The organism is Actinomadura nitritigenes (assembly GCF_017573545.1).
GTDB lineage: Bacteria > Actinomycetota > Actinomycetes > Streptosporangiales > Streptosporangiaceae > Spirillospora > Spirillospora nitritigenes.
In genome coordinates this window covers 357,907-382,186 of record NZ_JAGEOK010000003.1, presented here as the reverse complement: position 1 = coordinate 382,186, position 24,280 = coordinate 357,907, and the positions used below count along the sequence as shown (strand labels likewise).

Genomic DNA, 24,280 nt, shown 5'->3' with positions numbered 1-24,280 from the left:
CTCCGGCAAGCGCATCCGATGCGCCGCCGTCCCGCGCCGACCCTGCGCGGGGCACGATCCACGACCCTCCGGCCGTTATCCCTGCGACCGGATGAGGTCTCCGGACCCAGGTCCCCTCTGGCGCACCGCCGCGACCGCGAGGGACGGACAGCTCCCCGCGGGGCAGGAAGGGACACGGCGCGATGAGCGGCGAGAACGCCAGGCGGATGCCGCCGCGGGCGGTGCCGGTCGCCATGGCCGCGATCGTCGGCGTCCTGTACGCCACCGGGTCGCTGCTCGGCTGGGGCGGCACGGCCTTCATCGCCTGGACCGAGGCGGTCGCCGCGGGCGCCGCGGCGGTCTCGCTGCTGATGTCGGCGGGGCGGCCGAAGGGCGCCGCCGCGGACGCCGGCGACGTCGGGATCTTCCGGCGGGTGTCGTCCGGCGGGATCTGGCGGGCGTCGTGGCGCTGGTACGGGGTGGCGGCCGCGGGCTGGTTCGGGGGCGCGGTCGGCAGCGCGCTGGACGGCCACGTCTCGCGCAGCGCCCTGTCCCTCTCGGTACCGGACCTGTTCTACCTGCTGGCCGCGGTGGCGCTGGTCACCGGCCTGATCGTGCCGGTGCGGCTGGCGCGCGACGTGGGCATGTGGCTGCGGTACCTGGCCGACACCTACGTCTGCGCGTGCGCGATCTTCGTGCTGGGCTGGGTCGCGCTGTTCGGCTCGCTGTACCACCAGTCCGGGGAGTCGGCGTCGGAGTTCCTGCTGGAGCTGCTGTACCCGCTGATCGACGTGGTGCTGGTGTGCGGGGCGCTGCCGTTCGCGCTGGGCGCGGCGCGCGGCCGCCGGCGGCTGGCGTGGATGGGGTTCGGGGCGCTGGCGGCGTTCGCGACCGCCGACGTCGTGACGACGTTCGTCCGGCTGGACGGCGGCGGGCCGTCCGACGACCCGTCCGACATCCTGCGGCTCGCCGGGCTGCTGCTGCTCCTGCTGGTGCCGTGGACGGGCCCGGCGCCGGCGGCGGAGCCGGACGGCCCGTCCGACGACGTCCCGGCGGACGCCCTGCCGCCGGGCGCCGCGCCGGAGCCCGACGAGCGCGGCCGAATGATCGGCCCCGGGCTGGCGCCGGCGGCGGTCGCCGCCGCGGCCTCCCTGTTCGTCGCCGGGCACTCGCTGACCGGCCGCAACGGGCTGGAGCCGGTGGTGTCGATCGTGGCGGGCTCGGCGGCGCTGGTGCTGCTGGCGCGGCTCGCGGGGCTGCTGCGGGAGAACGAGCGGCTGCACCGGGCCGTGGAGGCGAGCGAGGAGCACTTCCGGGCGCTGTCGGAGAGCAGCAACGACGCGGTGCTGATCTGCGACCTCGACGCGACCGTCCAGTACGCGAGCGCGGGCGCGCTGCGCACCTACCACTACACGCCCGAGGAGCTGCTCGGGCGGCCGCTGCACGAGATCATCCATCCGGAGGACCTGCCGCGCGTCCAGGAGGCGTTCACCGAGTTCCTCGACGAGGAGGACGCGGCCGGCGGGGACCGGCCGGGCGCCACCGGGTCGCTGCGGGTGTCGTGCCGGGTCCGCGCCGCGGACGGCACGTGGCTGCCGACCGAGTCGACGATCTCCCGGTACGCGGGGACGGGCGAGGCGCCGGGACGGCTGCTGGTCACCACCCGCGACCTGAGCGAGCAGGCGGCGCTGCAGCGGCAGGTCGCGCACCTGACGTTCCACGACGGGCTGACGGGCCTGCCGAACCGGTCGTACTTCGAGGAGCGGACCCGGGAGGTGCTGGCGCAGCAGCGTCCGGGCGGCCGGGTCGCGGTGGTGTTCGTCGACATGGACGGGTTCACCGACGTCAACGACTCGGCCGGGCACGCGGCCGGCGACCAGGTGCTGGCGCAGGCGGCGCGGCGGCTGCGCGCCAACGTGCAGGCCGACGACACGGTGGCGCGGTGGGGCGGCGACGAGTTCGCGGTCCTCGTGCAGCTGCCGTCGGACGACCGGGAGACCCGCGCGGCGGTGGAGCTGGCGGGGCGGCTGCTGCGGGTGCTGTCGGTGGACCCCTACCAGGTGGGCAGCAAGCAGATCGTGCTGACCGCGAGCGTCGGGATCGCGTTCGCGGGGGACGAGGAGGCGCCGGCGGGCCCGGCGAAGGACCGGGGCGGCGACGCGGGCCGGCGGCTGCGCCGGAACGCCGCGGACCTGATCCGCAACGGCGACCTGGCGATGGCGCGGGCGAAGGAGCTGGGCGGCGGGCGCGTCGAGGTGTTCGCGCCGCACATGCACGCCGACGTGGTGCGGCGGCTGGAGCTCGGCAGCGACCTGCAGCGGGCCCTCGCGGAGGAGCAGTTCGCGGTGGAGTTCCAGCCGGTGGTGGACCTCGCGACGTCCCGGGTGACCGGGGTGGAGGCGCTGCTGCGCTGGTGGCGGGGGAGCGAGTCGGTGCCGCCGGAGGAGTTCATCGGGCCGGCGGAGGAGTCCGGGCTGATGATCCCGCTCGGGGACTGGGTGCTGCGGGAGGCGTGCCGGGAGGTGGCGCGGTGGCGCCGCGACTCCTGGGACGTGGGCCTGTCGGTGAACTTCACCGCCCGGCAGATCGCCGCGCCCCGGTTCGTGGAGTCGGTCGCGGCGGCGCTGGAGGAGACGGGGCTGCCGCCGCAGGCGCTGACGCTGGAGGTCCGCGAGGAGGTGCTCGTCGAGGACGGCGGGCAGAACGTGGCGCGGCTGTCGGAGCTGCGCGACCTCGGCGTCCGGCTGGCGATCGACGACTTCGGCACCGGGTACGCGTCGCTGGCCTACCTCGGCCAGCTCCCGGTGGACATCATCAAGATCGACCCGTCGTTCGTGGCGGGGCTCGGCTCGGACGAGACGCTGTCGCTGCTGACCCGGACGATCGTCCGGCTGGGCCGCGACCTGGGGCTGACCGTGGTGGCGGAGGGCATCGAGCGGCCGGAGCAGCTGGAGCTGCTGCGCGCGATGGACTGCCCGCGCGGCCAGGGCTTCCTGGTGGCGCGCCCGATGGCCGCCGGACGGGTGGAGTCGCTGGTCCGGACGAACCTCGCTGCACAGCATCTGCCAGGCGATCTGCCGCTTCCGCTGCCGGGCTGAGGAGACCGGTTCCGCCGGGAATCCGTCTCAGATGCCGAGATTTCCTGTCCACGGATTTGACCGGCGGCCGGATCTCGGCGAAAGTGGCTCCGTGCAGAACACCACCAGCATCCTCGTAGTACTTGGTCGGCGCGCAGGCTGACCAAGCTCACCGACCTGCGCGCCTCCCCTCGACCGCTTCCGGCGGCGGGGGTTTTTTGTTGCCCGGCGAGCCCCAGACTTCTCTCCCAAGGAAACAGGATCATGACGACCGAACAGATGACGGGAGCCCAGGCGCTGGTGCGCGCCCTGGAGAACGTCGGCGTCGACACCGTGTTCGGCATCCCGGGGGGCGCGATCCTCCCGGCCTACGACCCGCTGTTCGACTCGAAAAAGCTGCGCCACATCCTCGTCCGGCACGAGCAGGGCGCCGGCCACGCCGCGCAGGGCTACGCGATGGTCACCGGCAAGGTCGGGGTGTGCATGGCCACCTCGGGGCCGGGCGCGACGAACCTGGTCACCGCGATCTCCGACGCCTACATGGACTCGGTGCCGATGGTGGCCATCACCGGCCAGGTCGCGACCTCCCTCATCGGGACCGACGGCTTCCAGGAGGCCGACATCGCCGGCATCACGATGCCGATCACCAAGCACAACTTCCTGGTCACCCGCGCCGAGGACATCGCCCGCACCGTCGCCGAGGCGTTCCACATCGCCGGCACCGGCCGGCCCGGGCCCGTCCTGGTCGACATCGCCAAGGACGCGATGCAGGCCACGGTCGAGTTCCAGTGGCCCGTCCAGCTCCAGCTCCCCGGGTACCGCCCCGTCACCCGGCCGCACTCCAAGCAGGTCCGCGAGGCGGCACGGCTGATCGTCGAGGCGGAGCGCCCGGTGCTGTACGTCGGCGGCGGCGTGCTGAAGGCCGGCGCGGCCGCCGAGCTGAAGGTGCTCGCCGAGCTGACCGGCGCCCCCGTCGTCACCACCCTGATGGCCAAGGGCGCGCTGCCCGACAGCCACCCGCTGCACATGGGCATGCCGGGCATGCACGGCGCGGTCGGCGCGGTCGGCGCGCTGCAGCGCTCGGACCTGCTCGTCGCGCTCGGCGCCCGGTTCGACGACCGGGTCACCGGCAAGCTCGACGGGTTCGCCCCGCACGCCAAGGTCGTGCACGCCGACATCGACCCGGCGGAGATCTCCAAGAACCGGCACGCGGACGTCCCGATCGTCGGCGACGCCCGCGAGGTCATCGCCGATCTGATCGTCGCGCTGCAGAACGAGCACGAGGCGGGCCGCAAGGGGAACTACGAGGACTGGTGGCGCCAGCTCAACGCGTGGCGCGAGACCTACCCGCTGGGCTACGACGTCCCCGAGGACGGCACCCTGTCCCCGCAGTACGTCATCGAGCGGATCGGGCGGATCGCCGGCCCGGACGCGTACTACGTCGCGGGCGTCGGCCAGCACCAGATGTGGGCGGCGCAGTTCATCAAGTACGAGCGGCCGGGCGCGTTCCTGAACTCCGGAGGCGCCGGGACGATGGGGTACTCGGTCCCGGCGGCGATGGGCGCCAAGGTCGGCGCGCCGGACGCCACGGTCTGGGCGATCGACGGCGACGGCTGCTTCCAGATGACCAACCAGGAGCTGGCCACCTGCGCGATCGAGGGCATCCCGGTCAAGGTCGCCGTGATCAACAACGGTAACCTCGGCATGGTCCGGCAGTGGCAGACGCTGTTCTACGACGGCCGCTACTCCAACACCAACCTGCACACCGCCAAGCGGATCCCCGACTTCGTCAAGCTCGCCGAGGCCTACGGCTGCGTGGGGCTGCGCTGCGAGAAGGCCGAGGACGTGGACGCCGTCATCGCCAAGGCGATGGAGATCGACGACGCCCCCGTCGTGATCGACTTCGTGGTGCACAAGGACGCGATGGTCTGGCCCATGGTCGCCGCCGGCACCACCAACGACGACATCAAGATCGCGCGGGACATGGCGCCCGAGTGGGAGAACGGAGACTGACCGCGATGAGCTCGCACACCCTCTCGGTCCTGGTGGAGAACAAGCCGGGCATCCTGGCGCGGGTCGCGGCCCTGTTCTCGCGCCGCGGCTTCAACATCGAGTCCCTCGCGGTCGGCACCACCGAGCACCCGGACATCTCCCGGATGACGATCGTGGTGAACGTCGCCGAGCTGCCGCTGGAGCAGGTCACCAAGCAGCTGAACAAGCTGATCAACGTGCTGAAGATCGTCGAGCTGGAGCCGTCGGCGTCGGTCCAGCGCGAGCTGGTGCTGGTCAAGGTCCGCGCGGACGCCGAGACGCGCTCGCAGGTCCTCGAGACCGTCACGCTGTTCCGTGCCAAGGTGGTGGACGTGGCGCCCGACGCGGTCACGATCGAGGCCACCGGCAACCGCGACAAGCTGGACGCGTTCATCAAGGTCCTCGAGCCGTTCGGGATCAAGGAGCTGGTCCAGTCCGGCATGGTGGCCATCGGACGCGGTGCCCGGTCCATCACCGACCGCTCGCTGCGGGCCATCGAGCGCAGCGCCTGAGACGTACAACCACATCGAAGAAAGGCAACAGCACTGTGGCTGAGATGTTCTACGACGACGCCGCCGACCTGAGCGTGATCCAGGGCCGGCACGTCGCGATCATCGGTTACGGCAGCCAGGGGCACGCGCACGCCCTGTCGCTGCGCGACTCCGGCGTCGACGTGCGGGTCGGGCTCCGCGAGGGGTCGGCCAGCCGGGAGAAGGCCGAGGCCGAGGGCCTGCGCGTGGTCACCCCCGCCGAGGCGGCCGAGGAGGCCGACCTCGTCATGCTGCTGGCCCCCGACCACCACCACCGCGAGATCTTCGAGAAGGACATCAAGCCGGCCCTCGTCGAGGGCGACGCGCTGTTCTTCGGGCACGGTTTCAGCATCCGGTACGGCCTCGTCCAGCCGCCGGAGGGCGTGGACGTGGCGATGGTCGCGCCGAAGGGCCCGGGCCACCTCGTGCGCCGCCAGTTCGTCGCGGGCCGCGGCGTCCCGGTGATCGTGGCGGTGGAGAAGGACGCCTCCGGCAACGCGTGGCCGCTGGCGCTGTCGTACGCCAAGGGCATCGGCGGCCTGCGGGCGGGCGGCATCAAGACGACCTTCACCGAGGAGACCGAGACCGACCTGTTCGGCGAGCAGGCCGTGCTGTGCGGCGGCGCGTCCGAGCTGGTCAAGGCCGGTTTCGAGGTGCTGACCGAGGCCGGCTACCAGCCGGAGGTCGCCTACTTCGAGGTGCTGCACGAGCTGAAGCTGATCGTCGACCTCATGTACGAGGGCGGCATCTCCAAGATGTACTGGTCGGTCTCCGACAACGCCGAGTACGGCGGCTACAGCCGCGGCCCGCGCGTGATCACGCCGGAGACGAAGGCCGCGATGAAGAAGATCCTCGGCGAGATCCAGTCCGGCGAGTACGCCAAGGAGCTGGTGGAGGAGTTCGAGGGCGGCCAGGCCCAGTTCGGCAAGTACCGCGAGCAGCTCGCCGAGCACCCGATCGAGAAGACCGGTGCGGAGCTGCGCCCGATGATGAGCTGGCTGAACGACTAGCCGTTCCGCCGAAACGGGGGCGGGCGCGCGGCGCCCGCCCCCGTTTCGCGTTCCCGCGCGCCGCTCAGCGGGGCGCGGAGGCGCGGGAGAGGCGGCGGCGGATGCGGGCGCGCAGGGACGTGGCGCCGGCGTCCTCGCGCACCACCAGCGCCAGGTGGCCGCCCTTGGTGAAGTACACCGAGACGTGGTGCCCGCCCACGGGGCGCCGCTGAGGCGCGGTCTTCAGGCCGTCGGCGCGGCGCGAGCCGAAGCGGGCCTCCCGGGTCACGCCGTGCGCGGTCGCGGCGACGTGCACGTCCCAGCGGCCGGGCGCGACGCCGGACGGGTCGGCGAACGCCTCGAACCCGCCGGTCCCCGTGTCGGGCGCGGAGCGCGGGCCGGCGGGGAAGACGTGCTCCTTGCCGGTGGTCCGCTCGCGCAGGATGACGTCCACGACCGTCCGGTTGGTCTCGACGCGCTCGAGCACGGCGGTGCCGCGGATCCGCACCCGCCGGCCCTGCCAGGACACCGCGTCGAGGCGGTGCTCCACGCCGACCTCGGTGGTGATGTCGGCGTCCTGCCGGGGGACGCCGCGCAGGTACGGGTACATCGCGTAGATCCGGCCGCCGACCACGACGGCGCCCGCGGGGCTGCCTTCCACCTCGTCGCGGATCAGCCGCTCCAGCTCCTCGCGCAGGCCGTACTGGATGCAGAACGCGCGCAGCCGGTCGGCGGCGGGCAGCGCGGCGCGGGCCGCGTCGCTGAGGCCCTCGTCGCCGATGACCCGGCGGGTGCCGTCGACGAGCCGCTCCCGCTGCCGGCGGTCGAGGTCGAGGTACCGGTGGTCGTACACGCGCAGGACGTCGCGCAGGACGCTGATCGTGCTGTCGGAGGTCACGCTTCTCTCCTGATCGTCCGGGGACATGGTCACGGTAAGGCGTGAGATGGTCGCGCACAGTGAAATTCCGGTAGCGTGTCCTTCGGGATGCATACGCGGTATTGCGTTGGGGATACCGCGTATGCATACTCGGTGCTCATGTCCATACGTCACGGCCTGCTGGCTCTGCTGTCCCAGGGGCCCCGCTACGGCTACCAGCTGCGCGCCGAGTTCGAGGCGTCCACCGGATCGTCCTGGCCGCTCAACATCGGGCAGGTGTACTCCACGCTGTCCCGGCTCGAACGCGACGAGCTGGTCACCCGCGTGGGGGCCGACGACGAGGGCCGGTTCGTCTACCGGATCACCCCGGCCGGCGAGGCGGACGTGCGGGACTGGTTCGCCGCCCCGGTGGCCCGCGCCGACCGGCCCCGCGACGAGCTGGCGATCAAGCTCGCGATGGCCGTCACCGCGCCCGGCGTCGACGTCCGCCAGGTCGTCCAGGCGCAGCGCACCGCCACCCTGCGCACCCTGCAGGACCTCACCCGGATGAAGGCCGCCGCGCCCGCCGAGGCCGCCGACCGGGGCGGCCGCGCCTGGCGGCTCGTCCTGGAGTCGATGATCTTCCAGGCGGAGGCCGAGGTCCGCTGGCTGGACCACTGCGAGGCGTTCGTCGCGCGGACCACCCCCGCCGCCCCCGCCCCCGCCGCGCCCGCAGGCGCGCCGTAGGGGACCGCCGGGGCCGTCCTCGCCGACCGGCGCGAGCGCCCCGCCGAAGGCGCCGCCGGAGGGGCTGGTAGCGTCCGGCGCGTGGCGGAGGCGGAGGCGGTCGCGGTGGAAGTGCCGGTCGGTGCGGGACGCCTCGGCACGGGCGCGCGGCGGCACGCCTGGGCGCTCGCCGCGGTGGTCACGGCGAGCGCCGTGCTCGACTCCGCGTTCGGCCTGATGCGGCTGCGCGCATTCCGGGCCAGCACCTACGACCTCGTGATCTTCGACCAGGCGGTGCGGTCCTACAGCCGGTTCGGCGCGCCGGTCGCGATCGTCAAGGGCGTCCACAACGGGTTCGGGCCCGGCTTCTCCGTGCTCGGCGACCACTTCTCGCCGCTCCTCGCGGTGCTGGCGCCGCTGTACTGGATCCACGACGGCCCCGGGACGCTGCTGGTCGCGCAGGGCGTGCTGTTCGCGCTGGCGATCGTGCCGATCTGGCGGTTCACCGAGCGCCGCCTCGGCGCGGGCGCCGGGTACTGCGCGGCGGGCGCCTACGCGCTGTCGTGGCCGGTCGCCGAGGCGCTCGCGTTCGACTTCCACGAGGTCGCGTTCGTCCCGCTGCTGTCGGCGGTGATGATCGAGCGGTACGACGCGGGGCGGCGCGGCCGGGCGGCGCTCGCCGCGTTCCTCCTGCTGCTGGCCAAGGAGGACATGGGGCTGCTGCTCGCCGGGTTCGGGCTGTTCCTGCTGACCCGCCGCGGGGAGCGGCGCGCGGGCCTGGCCTACCTGGTCGCGGGCGGCGCCGCGACGGCGGTGTGCTCGAAGATCGCCATCGCGGCGTTCGGCGGCGACAACGATTACTACTGGGCCTACACCTCGCTCGGCCGGGACCTCCCGGACGCCGCCGTGCACGTTCTGACGCGCCCGTGGGACGCGGTCGCGATGATCGGCACCCCGCCGGCCAAGCTCGCCATGATGGGGCTGCTCGTCCTGCCGCTGCTGCTGCTCCCGCTGGCGTCCCCGCTGACGCTGGCCGCCCTGCCGCCGCTGGCGGAGCGGATGCTCGCCGACCGCTTCGCGAACTGGTGGTCGCCGCACTACCACTACAACGCGTTCATCGTCGCGGTGCTCGTCCTGGCCGCGGTGGACGGGGCCGCGCGCCTGCGCCGGAACGCCTGGCTGCGTTCCCGCGTCCGCCGGCTCGGGCGGCTCGGGCGGCTCGGGAGGCGGCTGGGCCCCGGCTGGGTCCCGGCGGCCGGCCTGCTGGCCGCGGCGATCATCACCGTGCCGTTCTTCGCGTTCGGCCATCTCGTCGATCCCGCGCTGTACCGCCGGAACGAGCGCGCGTCGGCCGCCGCCGCGGCGGTCGCGAAGGTCCCGGACGGCGCGCTGGTGGAGACCGCCAACGGCCTCGGGCCGGGCCTCACCGGACGGACCCGCGTGCTCCTGTGGGACTGGCAGCCGCGCAACGCGCCGTGGGTCGTCGCGGACGTGCGGCGGCACACGTTCCCGTTCCCGTCGGTGGCCGAGCAGCAGCGGCGGGTCGCCCTGCTCACGGCGTCCGGCTACCGGGAGGTGTTCCACCGGGACGGCTACGTCGTGCTGCACCGGGACGGCCCGGACCCCTGGTGAGAGCGCCGTCCGCCGGCGCGGGAAAGGCGGCGATCGTTTGGACGGATTGTCCAATGACCCTCGCGTTCCGGGTCGGTCAGAATGCCGGTGGAGATGGCTTTCAGGGTAAAAGAACCTATCCTTTTGGCGCCCCTTGCCGGATACTTGAAGAAAGTCGCGACGGCCACGGCCGGCGCGGGAGCACCTGCGCGAACACTCACGTGACCGCCGCCGGAACGGCGTGGGGACGGGCACATGGGTGGCGAGAGGCCGACAGGGACCGGATCGGGACGGCCGGCCGGGCGCGCGGCGCAATTCCTCACCGGCGCGGCAATGCCGCGGTCGATGAAACGCCCGTTCCGCATTGGCGATGATCGGGCCGGCAATGGCGCGGAGAGGTGACGTGCAGGCGCGAGAGGACAACGGCGTCCGGCGCTGGGAGACGTGCGGGAGGGCGTGGATCGGCGTCCTGCGGCACGTGTGGGCGGCCGGCGTCGCCGGCATGGAGGACGCGGGGCCGATCATCGAAGGGCCCCCGCTGCTGTTCGAGATCGACTCGCTCAGCTGGGAGGACCCGATCCTGCGCGAGCACGGCGACCGCGCACGGCTCGCGCACCGCGCCCGGGAGCGCGACCGCGACGCGGCGGCCGGGCGCCGCGAGCCCCGGCTGAGCGACCTCGAGGGCGCCGACCAGCTGCGCTGGGTCGTCGGCCTGCTGCGGGCCCGGCCGTGGACGACCAGCGCGTGGATCTCGCTGGCGCTGCCGGGCGGCGACGCCGCCGCCGTGCCGTGCCTGACCGCGCTGTCGTTCCGCATCCGCGGCTACCGGCTGATCATGACCGGGATGTTCCGGTCCCAGGACGTCTTCCGCGGCTACCTGGCCTACGTCCCGCTGCGGGAGGTCCAGCTGCACGTGGCCGAGCGGCTGGGGCTGCCGGCCGGGCCGCTGCGGATCTTCGTGGACGTCCCGCACGTCCGGGTCGCCGACGCCGAGCGGGTCGCCGCCGTGCTGGCCGCGATGCCCGAGCCGAACGCGGCCTGACGGGCGCCGCGCGGCCGGAGGCGAGGGCGGCGGACGCCCCGGAGTTACCGGCGGGTGTTTCCCCGTCGCGAACCCCGCCGCCCGCCGGGGGATAGACTCGCCGCTGGGGGCGAGGGCACGACGAGGTGACTCGCGCACTTCACCTGCACATCAGCCGAACATCCGACTTCCGAAGGACTGTTTCCTTGAGCAAGCCCGTCGTCCTCGTCGCAGAAGAGCTCTCCCCGGCCGGCATCGCCGTGCTGGAAACCGACTTCGAGGTCCGTCACGTCGACGGCAGCGACAAGGCCAAGCTGCTGCCCGCCGTCGCGGACGTCGACGCCCTGATCGTCCGCAGCGCCACGAAGGTCACCTCCGAGGTCTTCCAGCACGCCGGGAGGCTGCGCGTGGTGGCGCGGGCCGGCGTCGGCCTCGACAACGTCGACGTGGAGGCCGCCACCAAGGCCGGCGTCATGGTCGTCAACGCGCCGACCTCCAACATCGTCACCGCCGCCGAGCACGCGATCGCGCTGCTGCTGGCCACCGCCCGGAACGTTCCGCAGGGCCACTCCGCGCTCAAGCAGGGCGAGTGGAAGCGGTCCAAGTACACCGGCGTCGAGCTGCAGGGCAAGACCGTCGGCGTGCTCGGCCTCGGCCGCATCGGCGTGCTGGTCTCCCAGCGCCTCGCCGCCTTCGACATGAACGTGATCGCGTTCGATCCGTACGTGCAGGCCGCCCGCGCGGCCCAGCTCGGCGTGAAGCTCGTCACCCTGGACGAGCTGCTCCAGCAGAGCGACTTCATCACCGTCCACCTGCCGAAGACCCCCGAGACCCTCGGCCTCATCGGCGACCGCGAGCTGCACCAGGTCAAGCCGAGCGTGCGGATCGTCAACGCCGCGCGCGGCGGGATCGTCGACGAGGAGGCGCTCGACCTCGCGCTGAAGGACGGCCGGGTCGCGGGCGCCGGCATCGACGTGTTCAGCAGCGAGCCCTGCACCGACAGCCCGCTGTTCGTCCACGACAACGTGGTCGTGACCCCGCACCTCGGCGCCAGCACGCACGAGGCGCAGGAGAAGGCGGGCACGCAGGTCGCCCGCTCGGTGAAGCTGGCGCTGTCCGGCGAGTTCGTGCCGGACGCGGTGAACGTCCAGGGCGGCGCGGTCGCCGAGGACGTCAAGCCCGGCCTGCCGCTGGCCGAGAAGCTCGGCCGGATCTTCACCGCCCTCGCCGGCGGCGTGCCCGTCCGGCTGGACGTGGTGGTGCGCGGCGAGATCGCCGAGCACGACGTCAAGGTGCTGGAGCTGGCCGCGCTCAAGGGCGTGTTCTCCGACGTCGTCGAGGAGTCGGTGACCTTCGTCAACGCCCCGCTGCTGGCCCGCGACCGGGGCGTCGAGGTCACCCTCACCACCAGCGAGGACAGCCCCGACTGGCGGAACGTGGTGCAGGTGCGCGGCACGATGGGCGACGGCGGCGTGGTGTCGGTGTCCGGCACGCTGACCGGCCCGAAGCACGCCGAGCGGATCATCGAGATCAACGGCTACAACATGGAGCTGGTGCCGACCGAGCACATGGCGTTCTTCTCCTACGTCGACCGCCCGGGCATCGTCGGCGCGGTCGGCAAGCTGCTCGGCGACGCCGAGGTCAACATCGCCGGCATGCAGGTCGGCCGGGACGCCAAGGGCGGCCGCGCGCTGATCGCGCTGACCGTCGACTCCGGCATCCCGCCGCAGCTCGTGGACGCGATCAGCGCCGAGGTGGGCGCCGACATGGGCCGCCGCGTCGACCTGGACTGATCCGGCCGATCGAAGAAGTGACCGCCGCGGGCGGGCGTCCGGCACGGGCCGGATGCCCGCCCGTCGTGGTCGTGAGCGCCGTCACGTCTCATATGGTGAGAATTTACGCCACGGGTCGGGACAGTCGCCCGGACGGCGGGTACCGTCGAAAGCAGTCATGCGGCGTTTCGTGGTAATCCTTCGCTGCCGCAGCGGGGCCTGATATCGGCAGGCCGGCACCGCTGCGGAGGTTCGACCCGGCCATGAGCCCGATTCCGCGCCCGGACCCGTGCGAACCACGCGTCCCGGCGGCCCGGCAATCCAGAGTCTCGGCGATTCGGAGCGAATCATGAACGACACCACCCGTACCGGCACGCCCGCGGACGACGCCGCGGAGGAGGCCGCCCGCGCCCTGCAGACGGCCCTGGACCGCCGCGACAACGGCGGCCACCCCTCCCGGTAGCGTCCCCGGGGCCTCCCGGCCGGCGCGCCGGTGCGGCATGGCAGGGTGAACGCCATGCCGTCGCCGCTGCCCGCCGGGGCCGGGGAGGTCACGGAGGCGCTGCGCGCCGCCGGCCGCCTCGGGCCCTACTTCGAGATCACCACGGACCCGGCCGAGGAGGCCGACCCGACGTGGCGTCCGCTGCCCGAGCGCGACCCCGGCCGGCTCGCCGGCCTCACCGACCGCTACGCCGAGCGGCTCGGCACCCGCGAGCGGCGCGTCGCCGCGTCCATCCTGTTCCAGGGCCTCGCGTCGCGCCTGTGGTCGCCGGTCGTCGCGGCGGCGGCGCGGGGCGTCGTCCCCGACCTGTCCGGCCTCCACTGGCGGTGGGCGCCCGGCGCTCCCATCGCGCTCTGGCTGGCGGAACCGCGCGGGCACCGCGCAGGCGGCACCGATGAAGCCGCCGGCCTGGTCCATGACGCGGTCGTCACCGGCCAGTTGGAGCCGCTGCGCACGACGATGCTCACCTTCACCCGCCTGGCGGACGGCCTGCTGTGGGGGAACGCGGCGTCGGCCCTCGCCGGCGGCCTGAACGTCGGCCCGCGCGACGATGCCCGCGCCGCGCTCGTCCGCGAACTCCTGACCCGGCCCCCGCTGGCGGGCGCCGGGGAGTTCGGCCCGCGCGGCTTCGTCCGGCGCAACTGCTGCCTGTACTACCGCGTCCCGCCCGGCGGCGAGATGTGCGGCGACTGCGGCCTGCGCCGCCCGCCGCACCGTGCCGGACCGCCGCCACGGGTGCGCCCGTGACGGCGGCCCGCGGCGGTCAGGCGAGGGCGGCCGCCCGGCGGCGCGCGACCGAACGCTCGGTCAGGTAGCCGAACAGCAGCCCGATCGTGCTCCACAGGACGAGCTGGACGCCCAGGGAGGCGAGCCGGAAGTCCCACAGGACCGTGGCCGGGAAGTGCTCCGGAACCGCCTCCGGCTTCGGCGTGAGCCGGTACACGACCGCCAGCAGGACGGCGTAGCCGACCGTCGTCACCGTGATCGCGTTCCACGCGCCGAGCCGGGGGACGAGGCGGCGGCACACGATCACCGCCGCGGTCGTCGCCAGGATCCCCAGCGCCATCATGCAGAAGTACAGCGCCGTCCGGCTGCCGATCGTGGTCGGGTTGCCGACCGCCGGAGGCGTCGCCGGGTACTTCAGGAACGGCACCAGTTCGATCGCGACGAACCCGGCGAGGGCGACCAGGGCGGCGGTGGCGCGCGCGCCGAGCCGTCCCAGCCGTCCGGACGCGAAGGCGAACGCGATCGAGAACAGCCCGCCGAGCGCCGTCCCGTACACCGCCATCGCGATGATCAGCCCGGCGGTCTTCTGCACGGTGCGGCCGACCACCTCCGGGTCGTGCCCGGTGTGCTCGGCGTGCGCCCTCGCCTCCTCGACCGCGATGGCGTGCCCGACCTGCGGTTCCCCGTACAGCCAGGCCACGACCAGGGCGAGGGCGGCGGCGGCCAGGCCCGCGAGCATCCCGCGGACCAGCAGTGCTCTCATCATCGGCGCCGGCCTAGTGGCAGGGGAAGCCGAGCAGGTGCCGGCCGTCGTGGGTGAACTCGTGCACCCAGGTGCCGCCGAAGAGCGATGTGGCGCCCTGCTCGGCGCCGACGAAGTAGATCAGGATCGCGGCCAGCACGACGGCGAGCACCGCCCACGGCACGATGTCGCGGATCGGCAGGCGCAGCGGCACGGCGGACGGCTCGGCCTGCGGGGACGTGGCGGACGGTACGGCGGACTCGGCCATGTCGGGTTCTCCTCACGGGGTGCACTCGCCCCGGTTGCGGGAGGACGACGGGTCAGTGTCCTGACTCCCAGATCGCCGTCTCCCTCCGACCTTCCCGCCGGTCGGCCGGCCGTGGTCGTGCGGTGGGGGAGACTCCCTGGTCACAGTGGCGGGACCGTCCTGGATTCGCACCAGGTTCCTGCGCACCGTCGCCTCGATGTGAACTTGTCGAGGAGAGCGTCTCCCCTCCCCTCCGGCGCGTCAAGCCCGCGAGGCGTGACAAAGCCGACGTCCGCCGCCGCGCGACCGCGCGACGGCCGTCGCCGAGACACCGATACCGGGATATGAGACGCAAGCCCAAGCAGTGAGACGTTTGCAGTACAGTACGCCCATGGCTTCCCGCAGCATTCGTCTGGCCGTCATTCCCGGTGACGGGATCGGCCCCGAGGTGGTCGCCGAGGGGCTGAAGGTCCTCGAGGCCGTCGCCCCCTCCAGCGGCCTCGCGTTCGAGCAGACCTCCTACGACCTGGGCGCCGCCCGCTGGCACCGGACCGGCGAGACGCTGCCCGACTCGGTGCTGGAGGAGCTGCGCGGCCAGGACGTCATCCTGCTCGGCGCCGTCGGCGACCCGAGCGTGCCGAGCGGGACGCTGGAGCGCGGGCTGCTGCTGCGGACCCGGTTCGAGCTCGACCACTACGTCAACCTCCGCCCGGTGAAGCTGTTCCCGGGCGTGCGGACCCCGCTGGCGGACGTCACGCCCGACGACATCGACATGGTCGTCGTCCGCGAGGGCACCGAGGGCCCCTACACGGGCGTCGGCGGCGTCCTGCGCAAGGGCACCGAGCACGAGGTCGCCACGCAGGAGAGCGTCAACACCGCCTTCGGCGTCGAGCGGGTCGTCCGGTACGCGTTCGAGGTCGCGGCGTCGCGCCCGCGCAAGAAGCTGACGCTCGTCCACAAGGACAACGTCCTCACCTTCGCCGGTGATCTCTACCAGCGCGTCATGAAGCGGGTCGGCGCGGAGTATCCGCAGGTCACGACCGACTACTGCCATGTCGACGCGGCCACCATGTTCTTCGTCGGCCAGCCGCAGCGGTTCGACGTCGTCGTCACCGACAACCTGTTCGGCGACATCATCACCGACATCGGCGCCGCGATCGCCGGCGGCATCGGGCTCGCCGCGTCCGGGAACGTCAACCCCGACCGGACGGCGCCCTCGATGTTCGAGCCGGTGCACGGCAGCGCGCCCGACATCGCGGGGCAGGGCAAGGCCGACCCGACCGCCACGATCCTGTCGGTCGCGATGCTGCTCGACCACATCGGCGCGGGCGAGGCCGCCCGCCGCGTCGAGCAGGCCGTCTCCGACGACCTGGCCGAGCGCGGCGCGCTCGGGACGCGGTCGACCGTCCAGATCGGCGACGCGATCGCCAAGCGAGTATCGGGCTGAGGGCGCGCCTCTCTGGCCACGAGCAGGGACACTCCGGGCGCGCCTCGCGGCGCGCCCGGTTTTCCGTATGCGCCGCGTGCGAGGAGTGGGGTCAAGGCACGAAGTACGACAATAGGGACTAAGGACGCCGCAGCGGCAATGGAGCCGCACCGGCGATCGGGAGAGGACGAACGGCGATGAGCGACACCCTGGACTTCGAGATCACGCTGACCGAGCGGCCCGCGACGGCCGCCGAGCGCGAGCGCGTCCTGGCCGACCCGGGCTTCGGCCGGTACTTCACCGACCATATGATCACCATCCGGTACTCGGCGGACCGGGGCTGGCACGGCGCGAAGCTCGAACCGTACGGGCCGATCCCGATGGACCCGGCCAGCCAGGTGTTCCATTACGCCCAGGAGCTGTTCGAGGGCCTCAAGGCCTACAAGCAGCCGGACGGCTCGATCGTCACCTTCCGGCCGTACATGAACGCGGCCCGGATGAACCGCTCCGCCAGGCGGATGGCCATGCCGCAGATCCCCGAGCAGCTGTTCGTCGACGCGGTCGAGCTGCTGGTCGCCACCGACAAGGCGTGGGTGCCCGACACCGAGGGCCACAGCCTCTACCTGCGGCCGTTCATGTTCGCCACGACCCGCGCCCTCGGCGTGAACAGCCCGGCGAACGAGTTCCTCTTCATGATCATCGCCTCCCCGTCCGGGCTGTACTACCCGCGCGGGATCAAGCCCGTCTCGGTGTGGCTGTCGCAGGACTACACCCGCGCGGCGCCCGGCGGCACCGGCGAGGCCAAGTTCGGCGGCAACTACGCCGCGTCGTTCGCCGGCCAGGCCGAGGCCGTCGCGCAGGGCTGCGACCAGGTCGTCTGGCTCGACGCGGTGGAGCACCGCTGGGTCGAAGAGGTCGGCTCGATGAACCTGATGTTCGTCTACGGCTCCGGCTCGGGGGCCCGGCTGCTCACCCCGGCGCTCACCGGCACGCTCCTCGCCGGCGTCACCCGCGACTCGATGCTCAAGCTCGCCCCGGACCTCGGCATCCCCGCCGAGGAGGGCAAGATCAGCATCGACGAGTGGCAGGCCGGCTGCGCGTCCGGCGAGATCACCGAGGTGTTCGGCTGCGGCACGGCCGCGATCATCAGCCCGGTCGGCCGGGTCAAGGGCCGCGACCGCGAGTGGACGATCGGGGACGGCGAGCCCGGCGAGATCTCCATGAAGCTGCGGCAGGAGCTGGTCGGCATCCAGTACGGCACCCGCCCCGACCCCTACGGCTGGGTCCACAAGATCGCCTGATCCGTGGTGGCGCCCGATGGCGCGCCCGTCCCCGGGTGCGCGCCATCGGGCGCGGTCATGGGCGGCCGCGTCAGCGGCCGTAGCGGACCGTGGTGGTGAGCGCCGAGCCGGCGGTCTTCGGGCTCACCCCCCGCGCGTCCGGGTTGATCGCGTAGTGGAAGGCGAACCCGACGAAGGCCCGTCCGGGCCTGCCGCCGACCTGCACGGGGAACGTGCACGTCCCCGAGAGGACGTAGACCTTGCGGACGCGGTGCGGCCGGACCGTGGAGTGCCAGACGTAGCCCACCGGGACGACGTGCCGGTCGTGGTAGTGGCCGTTGAGGCCCGTCGCGGTGCAGACCGCGTTGCCCCGCGCGATGGCCTTCAGCCTGCCGTTGGTGATCTGGAACGACCACGCCATCGGGTACTGCCGCGAGTACCGCCCGGTGAGCCTCACCTGCGCGTGGAACGCGCCGATCCGGTCCCGGTACGCGAAGCCCTGATGCCGTTTCGTGAACACGAAGTACTGGGCCGCCGCGTCCGGGGCGCGGTGGCGCGGACGGTTCTCGGCGGACGCGGCCGACGCGGCGCCGAGCGCCATTGCGAGAGCCGTTCCAGAGATCACGGCCGTCCGGCCGAATGTGTGCATGCGCATGACAGGCATTCCCTTCGGAAATGGTCGCCGCCCGCCGGGACCGGCGGGCGGCCGTGCCGGGTCCGCCGCGGGGGCCTCAGTCCCGGCCCGCCCGCCGCACGTCCAGCGCGCGGTAGGCGTAGCCGTCCTGCTCGGCTTCCTCCCAGGTGAACAGCACGCTCTCACCAGGGTCCAGAGAGGCGAAGCCGCCGGGTGCGGTGCGGACGGCGGAGAAGTGAGCCCAGACCTCGCCCGGGACGTCCGGTGAGACGAGCACTCCCCAGCCGTTCTCGTCGTCCCAGGACGTGACCGTTCCGCGAACCGGATCCCCGCTCATCTCAAATCCCTCCTCCGGCGGACAGCGCGATCCTCGGTCATTTACCGGGCCATGCGCAAGCGTGTTTACGCGATGAAAACCTTACTTAACCATGGGAGATCATTTCCCGCACTTCTATAAATCCTTATCGCCGGAAATGGCAGTGGACTTCGCGATGTGCCCCGCTTGTGCCGTCGTCTCAGCATCCGAGACGGGTGTCCCAGGCATGACGGGCGGTATGGCAGACTGGGCCGCATCATGCGCCTCAGCCTCGTCATTATCGGCTGGCGCGCCGGCAACTAACGGGACACCGCCGGCGCGCAGACCTCTCACGTCCGTGAGGGGTCTTTTTTGTGCCCTGGCGCTGATCACCCATCCCTGGGGGGACCCACACCATGCACGGCGACGACTTCCACGTCTACGACACAACGCTCCGCGACGGCTCGCAGCAGGAGGGGCTGAACCTCTCGGTCAGCGACAAGCTCGTCGTCGCGCGCCACCTCGACGACCTGGGCGTCGGCTTCATCGAGGGCGGCTGGCCCGGAGCGAATCCCAAGGACACCGAGTTCTTCAGGCGGGCTCGAACAGAGCTGGACCTGAGGCACGCGCGGCTCACCGCGTTCGGCGCGACCCGCCGGGCCGGGGTGAAGGCGGCCGACGACCCCCAGGTCGCCGCCCTGCGCGAATCCGGCGCGTCCGTCGTGACCCTGGTCGCCAAGAGTCACGACAGGCACGTCGAGCTGGCCCTCCGCACGACCCTGGAGGAGAACCTCGCGATGATCCGCGACACGGTCTCCCACCTGCGTGCGGAGGGCCAACGAGTCTTCCTGGACGCCGAGCACTTCTTCGACGGCCACAAGGCCAACCGCGCCTACGCGCTGGAGGCCGTGCGCACCGCCGCCGAGGCGGGCGCGGACGTCGTCGCGCTCTGCGACACCAACGGCGGCATGCTGCCCGACGAGCTGGCCGACGTCGTCCACGAGGTCGTGGGCCTCGGCGTCCGCGTCGGCATCCACTGCCACGACGACTCCGGCTGCGCGGTCGCGAACTCGCTCGCGGCCGTGCAGGCCGGCGCGACCCACGTCCAGGGCTGCGCGAACGGCTACGGCGAGCGCAGCGGCAACGCCAACCTGTTCACCGTCATCGGGAACCTGCAGCTCAAGCGGGGCATGGACCTGGTGTCGGACGCGCAGCTGGCCGAGATGACCCGGATCGCGCACGCGGTGTCCGAGGTCACCAACGTGGCGCCCAGCTCCCAGCAGCCCTACGTGGGCCTGTCGGCGTTCGCGCACAAGGCGGGGCTGCACGCCTCCGCCGTCAAGGTCGACCCGGACCTCTACCAGCACATCGACCCGGCGGCCGTCGGCAACGACATGCGGATGCTGGTCTCCAGCATGGCGGGCCGGGCGTCCGTGGAGCTGAAGGGCCGCGAGCTCGGCTACGACCTGTCCGGCGAGAAGGCCAAGACCGTCGTGGACAAGGTCAAGGAGCTGGAGTCGACCGGCTACACCTTCGAGGCCGCGGACGCCTCGTTCGAGCTGCTGCTGCGCGAGGAGCTGACCGGCGTCCGGCAGCGGCACTTCGAGGTCGAGTCGTGGCGGTCCATCGTGGAGCGCCGCCCGGACGGCTCCATGGTCAGCGAGGCGACCGTCAAGCTGCACGCCAAGGGCGAGCGGATCATCGCGACCGGCGAGGGCAACGGCCCCGTCAACGCCCTGGACAACGCGCTGCGCATCGCGCTCGGCCGGCTCTACCCGGAGCTGGCGCGGCTGGAGCTCGTCGACTACAAGGTCCGCATCCTGGAGGGCGCGCACGGCACCGACGCCCGCACCCGGGTGCTGATCGAGTCCACCGACGGCGAGCGCGAGTGGGGCACGGTCGGCGTCGAGGACAACGTCATCGCCGCGTCCTGGCAGGCCCTGGAGGAGGCCGTCACCTACTGCCTGCTGCACGCGGGGTACGAGGCGGGCTAACCCGCGCGGCGTGGGGCATGATCGGGGGATGAGCACCGAGATCAGCGACAATGCCGGAGAAGGCCGCTACGAGATCCGGGTGGACGGCGGCCTCGCCGGGTTCGCCGAGTACGAGCGGCGCGGCGGCGCGGTCGTGTTCACCCACACCGAGGTCGACCCCGCCTTCGAGGGCAAGGGCATCGGCAGCGCCCTCGCCCGCGGCGCGCTCGACGACGTCCGCGCCAAGGGCGACCCGGTCGTGCCGCTCTGCCCGTTCATCAAGAAGTGGATCGAGAAGCACCCCGACTACCAGGACCTGGTGAAGGGGTGACCGCGGCGGCGGGCACGGGCCCTCGCCGGGCGCGCGCCCGCCGCGTCGCGGCAGGTCAGCCCTGCTTGGGGCCGGCGCTCTCGACGACCTCGAAGCTCCACAGCTCCGAGCCGGACGCGGCGGGCCCGCCGTGGCCGTGGCCGTGGCCGTGGCCGGCGGGGCGTTCGGCGGCGGCCTGCGCGTGCCCGTGCTGGAACGCCTGGCTCTGCGTCCAGCGCTGGAAGTCCTCCTCGCTGCGCCACTTCGTGTAGACCAGGTACCGGTCCTGGCCCTCCACGGGCCGCAGCAGCTCGAAGCCCTCGAAGCCCTCCGCGGACTCCACCAGCCCCGCCCGCCCGGCGAAGCGCTTCTCGATCTCCTCACGCATCTCCGGGTTCACGGTGAGGACGTTGATCTTCACGACGGACACGCTCGACCCCCTTCACGTCTTGTCGTGCCCACCGTACTCACCGCGCCCGAAGCCGGGACGCGCCCCCCTCCGGCGGCGGCCGGGGCGGTGACGTGAGGGGCGGTCGTTCGAACGGACGACCGTCTTTTCGCTCCTGACACCCGGTCAGGTGGATATTTCAACAAAACCGGCTAAAGCGGTGGCGGATTTCGGGCGCCGCCGCCACCATGGTTCGCGCACGGCACGCGTGAGGTTCCCGCGCGCCGTGGTCCCGTAGCCGAACGACCGGAGTGATCGCATGCCTGTCCGACCCTGGAGTCCCGAGGACCTCGGGCGTCCCACGGACGGATCCTGGGCCGACGTCGCCTTCGGGCTGGGCGAGATCTACGAGTGCGAGGGCGATCTCGGGCAGGCCGCCGACTGGTTCCGCCGGGCCGCCGAGTCCGGGCACGACGCCGCGGCGCTGCGGCTCGGCGCGGTGCTCGGCCGGATGGCCGACGACGGCGCCGACGGGTCCGCCGAGGACCTGCTCGCCGAGGCCACCCGCTGGCTCAGCGGCGCCCAGGACATCGCCACCCCGGACGCGATCGAGCTGATCACCGACATGCTCAACCGGCACCAGCGGCGGGCCGCCCGCCGGGGGCTGGAGCCCGCCGGCCAGCAGTGCTGAGTGGACATTTCCGGCGTTCCCCTCGAACCTGATCGTCGCGCCCGCCGTCGGACTCCATGAGACCCGGCCACAGGAGGGCGAGGAGTTGAGCGGCGACGAGCCCGGCTACGTGCCCCCCGACCACACGACCACCGTCGAGTTCCTGCGTCCCGCCCGTCCGGCCGAGGCCGCCGCGGCGGATCCGCCGGTGGAGACCGGCGAAGCGCCGCCCGCCGGCGTCTCCGAGCCAGCGCCGCCCGCCGGCGTGTCCGAGCCCACCGGCGGGGACGATCCGGACGCGACGGCGCCCGACCGGCCCGAACCGGCCGGCGAGGCGCCGGCGCCCGACCCGGACGATCGGCTGATCGCGGGGCCGCGGAACGCCGGGGGCCCCGTGCCGGATCCGGTGCTCGCCGGGTCCGGTGCGCCCCCGGCGTGGGAGAAGGGTGCCGCGTGGCTGCGGCGCTTCCCGGTCCTCCTGGCGCTGGTCGCCGCCGCACTGGTGATGGCCGTGGCGCTGGGCGCGGTATCGCTGTTCAGCGGAGGCGGATCCGACGGCGGCGAGGACGCCGCCGGGACGCCGGCCAAGACCCGCGCTCCGGCCTCGGGCCGTCCCGCGCCCGGTGCTCCGGCGGGGTCCCCGGGGTCGGTGGTGACCGGCAGCGGCATCACCTACCGGCTCGTCCAGCGGGACGACGGCTACTACGAAGGCCGGTTCGTCATCACCAACCGCACCGGACGTCCCATGCAGACGTGGCGGGTGAGCTTCGACGCGCCCGGCGCCGACGTCCGGAGCGTCTGGGACGCCCGGCTCGTCCGGGGCGGGTCCCATCCGGTGATCGTGAACGCCGACGGCGCCGACCCGATCCCGCCCGGCGGCACCATGGACGTCCAGTTCGGCGCGTCCGGCGCCCCGGCGGCGCCGCGCGCGTGCCTGTTCAACGGCGCCGCGTGCGGCTTCTGAGCCGCGTACTAGGCTCTCGACCATGCGTATCGCCAGGTTCTCCACCGACGAGGGCATGTCCTTCGGCGTGGTGGAGGAGAACACCATCGCCGCCGTCGCGGCCCACCCCTTCGGTGACCTGACCTTCACCGGACAGCGCTTCCCGCTCGCCGACGTCCGGCTGCTGGCCCCGATCCTGCCCAGCAAGGTCATCGCGATCGGCAAGAACTACGCCGACCACGCCCGCGAGATGGGCGGCGAGCCGCCCGCCGAACCGGTGATCTTCGCCAAGCCGTCCACGGCGGTGATCGGGCCCGGCGAGGCGATCGCCTACCCGGAGAAGCTCTCCGAGCGCGTCGACCACGAGGGCGAGCTCGCCGTGGTGATCGGCCGCATGTGCCGCGAGGTCCCCGCCGCCCGCGCCGCCGACGTCATCCTCGGCTACACCTGCGCGAACGACGTCACCGCCCGCGACCTGCAGAAGAAGGACGGGCAGTGGACGCGGGCGAAGGGCTTCGACACCTTCTGCCCCCTCGGCCCGTGGATCGAGACCGAGGCCGACCCGTCCGACCTCGCGATCTCCACCACCGTCAACGGGGAGGTCCGCCAGGAGTCGCGCACGTCGCTGCTGCTGCACGACGTTCCCAGCCTGGTCGAGTACGTCAGCCAGGTCATGACCCTGCTGCCCGGCGACGTCATCCTCACCGGCACGCCCGCCGGCGTCGGCCCCCTGGAGATCGGCGACGAGGTCACGGTCACCGTCGAGAACGTCGGCGCCCTCACCAACCGCGTCGTCGCCCGCGACTGACCCCGCTGTCGTACGGCGTCCCTAAGCTGGGGACGCCGTACGAAGGGGGAGGTCATGGCGTTCACCGGCTTCAGCGGCGAGGCGTTCGAGTTCTACGAGGGCCTCCTCGCCGACAACAGCAAGTCCTACTGGACGGCCAACCGCCGGGTCTACGACGAACACGTCCGCGGCCCGATGGCCGACCTGTGCGCCGAACTGGAGGAGGAGTTCGGCGCGGTCAAGCTGTTCCGCCCCTACCGCGACGTCCGCTTCAGCAAGGACAAGACGCCCTACAAGACCCACCAGGGCGGTCACAGCGGCGGCTTCTACGTCCAGATCGACGCCGACGGGCTGATGGTCGCCGGCGGCATGTACGCGCCCACGCCGGAGCAGCTCCGCCGCTACCGGGCCGCCGTCGGCTCCGACTCGTCCGGCAAGCGGCTCCAGGCCATCGTGGACGACCTGCGCGCCGCCGGCCTCGAGATCGCCGGGGACCGCCTCAAGACCCGTCCCCGCGGCACTCCCGAGGACCACCCCCGCCTGGAGCTGCTCCGCCACCGCTCCCTCTACGCCCACGAGGGATGGCCCGCGGACCCCTGGATGGCGACGCCCGAGGTCGTCACCCGCGTCCGGGACGCCTGGCGCCGCCTGCGCCCCCTCGTCGAGTGGGGCGACGAGCACGTGGGCCCGCCCGACTTCAGCCGCTGATCCCGCCCGCGGCGGCAATCGTTTTGGCCGCTGACCCGCTGTCCTGTATTCTCTTCG

General features: G+C 72.8%; 23 protein-coding genes and 1 riboswitch. Of the genes, 17 read left to right on the top strand and 6 right to left on the bottom strand.

The window, feature by feature from the left end:
* Positions 1-182 precede the first annotated feature (182 nt).
* From J4557_RS06255 to ilvC, 4 genes are all read left to right on the top strand, one after another.
* The gene (locus tag J4557_RS06255) at positions 183-3,077 is read left to right on the top strand and encodes a putative bifunctional diguanylate cyclase/phosphodiesterase (RefSeq protein ID WP_208265445.1); all 2,895 of its coding nucleotides are present in this window, start codon (positions 183-185) and stop codon (positions 3,075-3,077) included.
* 240 nt (positions 3,078-3,317) lie between these two features.
* Complete coding sequence (locus tag J4557_RS06250; protein ID WP_307799464.1) at positions 3,318-5,069, top strand: acetolactate synthase large subunit; 1,752 nt, start codon at positions 3,318-3,320, stop codon at positions 5,067-5,069.
* A gap of 5 nt (positions 5,070-5,074) precedes the next feature.
* Positions 5,075-5,599, top strand: a complete 525-nt coding sequence (gene ilvN, locus J4557_RS06245; protein ID WP_190865099.1) for an acetolactate synthase small subunit — start codon at positions 5,075-5,077, stop codon at positions 5,597-5,599.
* Between the two features lie 44 nt (positions 5,600-5,643).
* Positions 5,644-6,627 carry a ketol-acid reductoisomerase gene (gene ilvC, locus J4557_RS06240; protein WP_190865092.1) on the top strand — a complete coding sequence of 328 codons (984 nt, stop codon included), beginning with the start codon at positions 5,644-5,646 and terminating at the stop codon, positions 6,625-6,627.
* Positions 6,628-6,691: 64 nt separating this feature from the next.
* Here the strand turns inward: ilvC and J4557_RS06235 are convergent, their stop codons facing one another.
* Positions 6,692-7,504: a hypothetical protein gene (locus J4557_RS06235; RefSeq protein WP_208265443.1), complete on the bottom strand. Its 813-nt coding sequence runs from the start codon at positions 7,502-7,504 to the stop codon at positions 6,692-6,694.
* Positions 7,505-7,642: 138 nt separating this feature from the next.
* Between J4557_RS06235 and J4557_RS06230 the strand changes: the two genes are divergently transcribed.
* The 5 genes from J4557_RS06230 (at position 7,643) to J4557_RS06210 (ending at position 13,841) form a co-directional block, all read left to right on the top strand.
* On the top strand, positions 7,643-8,209 hold the full coding sequence (locus J4557_RS06230) for a PadR family transcriptional regulator (protein WP_208265442.1): 567 nt from the start codon (positions 7,643-7,645) through the stop codon (positions 8,207-8,209).
* Between the two features lie 81 nt (positions 8,210-8,290).
* Complete coding sequence (locus J4557_RS06225; protein WP_307799459.1) at positions 8,291-9,820, top strand: DUF2079 domain-containing protein; 1,530 nt, start codon at positions 8,291-8,293, stop codon at positions 9,818-9,820.
* A 382-nt stretch (positions 9,821-10,202) separates the two neighbouring features.
* Positions 10,203-10,841 carry a thymidylate synthase family protein gene (locus J4557_RS06220; protein WP_307799458.1) on the top strand — a complete coding sequence of 213 codons (639 nt, stop codon included), beginning with the start codon at positions 10,203-10,205 and terminating at the stop codon, positions 10,839-10,841.
* A gap of 185 nt (positions 10,842-11,026) precedes the next feature.
* Positions 11,027-12,613 carry a phosphoglycerate dehydrogenase gene (gene serA, locus J4557_RS06215; protein ID WP_208265441.1) on the top strand — a complete coding sequence of 529 codons (1,587 nt, stop codon included), beginning with the start codon at positions 11,027-11,029 and terminating at the stop codon, positions 12,611-12,613.
* Between the two features lie 496 nt (positions 12,614-13,109).
* A complete protein-coding gene (locus tag J4557_RS06210) occupies positions 13,110-13,841 on the top strand; it encodes a (2Fe-2S)-binding protein (protein WP_208265440.1) in 732 nt (243 codons plus the stop codon).
* Between the two features lie 16 nt (positions 13,842-13,857).
* On the opposite strand, the gene J4557_RS06205 is transcribed toward J4557_RS06210, so the two are convergent.
* Both J4557_RS06205 and J4557_RS06200 read right to left on the bottom strand, forming a co-directional pair.
* Entirely contained in the window at positions 13,858-14,586 is a 729-nt protein-coding gene (locus J4557_RS06205) for a CbtA family protein (RefSeq protein WP_208265439.1), read from the bottom strand.
* Positions 14,587-14,596: 10 nt separating this feature from the next.
* On the bottom strand, positions 14,597-14,830 hold the full coding sequence (locus J4557_RS06200; RefSeq protein WP_208265438.1) for a CbtB domain-containing protein: 234 nt from the start codon (positions 14,828-14,830) through the stop codon (positions 14,597-14,599).
* A gap of 33 nt (positions 14,831-14,863) precedes the next feature.
* A riboswitch (cobalamin riboswitch) is annotated at positions 14,864-15,053 on the bottom strand.
* Positions 15,054-15,200: 147 nt separating this feature from the next.
* On the opposite strand from J4557_RS06200, the gene J4557_RS06195 reads away from it, so the two are divergent.
* Positions 15,201-16,256, top strand: coding sequence for a 3-isopropylmalate dehydrogenase (locus tag J4557_RS06195; protein ID WP_208265437.1), 1,056 nt, complete (start codon positions 15,201-15,203; stop codon positions 16,254-16,256).
* Between the two features lie 176 nt (positions 16,257-16,432).
* Positions 16,433-17,536, top strand: a complete 1,104-nt coding sequence (locus J4557_RS06190; protein ID WP_208265436.1) for a branched-chain amino acid aminotransferase — start codon at positions 16,433-16,435, stop codon at positions 17,534-17,536.
* A gap of 70 nt (positions 17,537-17,606) precedes the next feature.
* Here the strand turns inward: J4557_RS06190 and J4557_RS06185 are convergent, their stop codons facing one another.
* Positions 17,607-18,170, bottom strand: a complete 564-nt coding sequence (locus J4557_RS06185; protein ID WP_208265435.1) for a hypothetical protein — start codon at positions 18,168-18,170, stop codon at positions 17,607-17,609.
* 76 nt (positions 18,171-18,246) lie between these two features.
* Positions 18,247-18,486: a cold-shock protein gene (locus tag J4557_RS06180; RefSeq protein WP_208265434.1), complete on the bottom strand. Its 240-nt coding sequence runs from the start codon at positions 18,484-18,486 to the stop codon at positions 18,247-18,249.
* A 374-nt stretch (positions 18,487-18,860) separates the two neighbouring features.
* Between J4557_RS06180 and cimA the strand changes: the two genes are divergently transcribed.
* Together cimA and J4557_RS06170 are read left to right on the top strand one after the other, a co-directional pair.
* Positions 18,861-20,438 (top strand): citramalate synthase, encoded by a 1,578-nt coding sequence (gene cimA / locus J4557_RS06175; RefSeq protein ID WP_208265433.1) that lies wholly within the window; start codon positions 18,861-18,863, stop codon positions 20,436-20,438.
* Positions 20,439-20,466: 28 nt separating this feature from the next.
* Positions 20,467-20,748, top strand: coding sequence for a GNAT family N-acetyltransferase (locus J4557_RS06170; protein WP_208265432.1), 282 nt, complete (start codon positions 20,467-20,469; stop codon positions 20,746-20,748).
* Between the two features lie 55 nt (positions 20,749-20,803).
* Here J4557_RS06170 and J4557_RS06165 read toward each other — a convergent pair whose 3' ends face one another.
* Positions 20,804-21,157 (bottom strand): antibiotic biosynthesis monooxygenase family protein, encoded by a 354-nt coding sequence (locus J4557_RS06165; protein WP_208265431.1) that lies wholly within the window; start codon positions 21,155-21,157, stop codon positions 20,804-20,806.
* 277 nt (positions 21,158-21,434) lie between these two features.
* On the opposite strand from J4557_RS06165, the gene J4557_RS06160 reads away from it, so the two are divergent.
* The 4 genes from J4557_RS06160 (at position 21,435) to J4557_RS06145 (ending at position 24,223) form a co-directional block, all read left to right on the top strand.
* Positions 21,435-21,806 (top strand): SEL1-like repeat protein, encoded by a 372-nt coding sequence (locus J4557_RS06160; protein WP_208265430.1) that lies wholly within the window; start codon positions 21,435-21,437, stop codon positions 21,804-21,806.
* 85 nt (positions 21,807-21,891) lie between these two features.
* Positions 21,892-22,749: a cellulose binding domain-containing protein gene (locus tag J4557_RS06155; RefSeq protein ID WP_208265429.1), complete on the top strand. Its 858-nt coding sequence runs from the start codon at positions 21,892-21,894 to the stop codon at positions 22,747-22,749.
* 22 nt (positions 22,750-22,771) lie between these two features.
* A complete protein-coding gene (locus J4557_RS06150) occupies positions 22,772-23,536 on the top strand; it encodes a fumarylacetoacetate hydrolase family protein (RefSeq protein ID WP_208265428.1) in 765 nt (254 codons plus the stop codon).
* Between the two features lie 54 nt (positions 23,537-23,590).
* Positions 23,591-24,223, top strand: a complete 633-nt coding sequence (locus tag J4557_RS06145; RefSeq protein WP_208265427.1) for a DUF2461 domain-containing protein — start codon at positions 23,591-23,593, stop codon at positions 24,221-24,223.
* The last annotated feature ends 57 nt before the right edge of the window (positions 24,224-24,280 follow it).

What these genes read in the sequence shown, in the direction of transcription:
- J4557_RS06255 (WP_208265445.1), top strand. Translation starts at nt 183, where the DNA reads ATGAGCGGCGAGAACGCCAGGCGGATGCCGCCGCGGGCGGTGCCGGTC.
- ilvN (WP_190865099.1), top strand. Translation starts at nt 5,075, where the DNA reads ATGAGCTCGCACACCCTCTCGGTCCTGGTGGAGAACAAGCCGGGCATC.
- ilvC (WP_190865092.1), top strand. Translation starts at nt 5,644, where the DNA reads ATGTTCTACGACGACGCCGCCGACCTGAGCGTGATCCAGGGCCGGCAC.
- J4557_RS06230 (WP_208265442.1), top strand. Translation starts at nt 7,643, where the DNA reads ATGTCCATACGTCACGGCCTGCTGGCTCTGCTGTCCCAGGGGCCCCGC.
- J4557_RS06210 (WP_208265440.1), top strand. Translation starts at nt 13,110, where the DNA reads ATGCCGTCGCCGCTGCCCGCCGGGGCCGGGGAGGTCACGGAGGCGCTG.
- J4557_RS06205 (WP_208265439.1), bottom strand. Translation starts at nt 14,586, where the DNA reads ATGATGAGAGCACTGCTGGTCCGCGGGATGCTCGCGGGCCTGGCCGCC.
- J4557_RS06200 (WP_208265438.1), bottom strand. Translation starts at nt 14,830, where the DNA reads ATGGCCGAGTCCGCCGTACCGTCCGCCACGTCCCCGCAGGCCGAGCCG.
- J4557_RS06195 (WP_208265437.1), top strand. Translation starts at nt 15,201, where the DNA reads ATGGCTTCCCGCAGCATTCGTCTGGCCGTCATTCCCGGTGACGGGATC.
- J4557_RS06190 (WP_208265436.1), top strand. Translation starts at nt 16,433, where the DNA reads ATGAGCGACACCCTGGACTTCGAGATCACGCTGACCGAGCGGCCCGCG.
- J4557_RS06185 (WP_208265435.1), bottom strand. Translation starts at nt 18,170, where the DNA reads ATGCGCATGCACACATTCGGCCGGACGGCCGTGATCTCTGGAACGGCT.
- J4557_RS06180 (WP_208265434.1), bottom strand. Translation starts at nt 18,486, where the DNA reads ATGAGCGGGGATCCGGTTCGCGGAACGGTCACGTCCTGGGACGACGAG.
- cimA (WP_208265433.1), top strand. Translation starts at nt 18,861, where the DNA reads ATGCACGGCGACGACTTCCACGTCTACGACACAACGCTCCGCGACGGC.
- J4557_RS06170 (WP_208265432.1), top strand. Translation starts at nt 20,467, where the DNA reads ATGAGCACCGAGATCAGCGACAATGCCGGAGAAGGCCGCTACGAGATC.
- J4557_RS06160 (WP_208265430.1), top strand. Translation starts at nt 21,435, where the DNA reads ATGCCTGTCCGACCCTGGAGTCCCGAGGACCTCGGGCGTCCCACGGAC.
- J4557_RS06150 (WP_208265428.1), top strand. Translation starts at nt 22,772, where the DNA reads ATGCGTATCGCCAGGTTCTCCACCGACGAGGGCATGTCCTTCGGCGTG.
- J4557_RS06145 (WP_208265427.1), top strand. Translation starts at nt 23,591, where the DNA reads ATGGCGTTCACCGGCTTCAGCGGCGAGGCGTTCGAGTTCTACGAGGGC.